The sequence below is a fragment of the Mesorhizobium sp. M7A.F.Ca.CA.002.15.2.1 genome (assembly GCF_003998715.1).
Taxonomy (GTDB): Bacteria; Pseudomonadota; Alphaproteobacteria; order Rhizobiales; family Rhizobiaceae; genus Mesorhizobium; species Mesorhizobium ciceri.
In genome coordinates this window covers 1-992 of the sequence record NZ_RZPI01001101.1, presented here as the reverse complement: position 1 = coordinate 992, position 992 = coordinate 1, and the positions used below count along the sequence as shown (strand labels likewise).

Annotated in this window: 1 protein-coding gene; it reads left to right on the top strand. The window is 63.1% G+C overall.

All coding sequences use genetic code 11. The annotated features are described in order from the left end of the window. Positions 1–992, top strand: a 992-nt coding sequence (locus tag ENZ74_RS32915) for a HAMP domain-containing protein (RefSeq protein WP_127313344.1), incomplete at both ends; no start/stop codon positions are given.

Here is a 992-nt window from a genome sequence, read left to right as displayed (position 1 = left end):
GTCCATGGCCTATGATCTCGATGCGTCACGCACACTCTACGGCCTTGATCGTACCGGCTTTCTCGACCTGATGAACAAGGAAGCCGTGGGCCGTTCGCTGGCTCATGCGGCGCTGATCAAACCTGACGGCTCTTTCGTCATGAGCGCCAAGACCGACACGGATTTTGCCATGCCTGAGCCGCCGGAAGGCGCCGTGGCCAGCGCTGCCGACGGCAAGCCGGTGCTGATCGAGCCGAAAACGCGCAACATCATGGGCGCCATCGTCAAGCTGCGCGAGATCGAAGGGCTCTATCTCTATACCATTCGCCTCGTCGATCCGGAGGTCATCAAGGCGCGGCAGATCGTCAGGTCCAACACCGACGAATATCGGGGGCTGGAAGACAACCGCCGCACCTCGCAGGTGGCCTTCGCGCTGCCCTATCTTTCGCTCACCCTCATCATCATCCTGTCCGCGATCTGGACCGGCATTGCGGTCGCCGACCGTCTGGTGCGGCCCATTCGCCAGCTCATCGGCGCCGCCGACGAAGTGGCGACCGGCAATCTCGACGTCGCGGTTCCGGTCAGGCCCTCGGACGGCGATGTCGCCTCGCTCGGCGATACGTTCAACAAAATGCTTCTCGAACTGAAATCGCAGCGCAACGAGATCCTGTCGGCCAAGGACCTGATCGACGAGAGGCGACGCTTCTCCGAAGCCGTGCTTGCCGGCGTTACCGCCGGCGTCATCGGCGTCGATCCCTACGGCATCGTCACCATCGTCAACCGCTCGGCCGAAGCGATGCTGGCCATATCCGCCAGCGCAGCCCTTGGGCAGAACCTTTCCGCCGTGCTGCCGCATGTCGGCCGCGTCTTCGAAATCGGCCGCAAGTCCGGCAAACCCGTCTATCGCGAGCAGGTGACCTTCTACCGCGCCGGCGCCGAGCGGACCTTCAACGTTCAGATCACCATCGAGGCCGGCGATGACGGCTCGGAGGAAAAGTCCTATGTCGTGACGG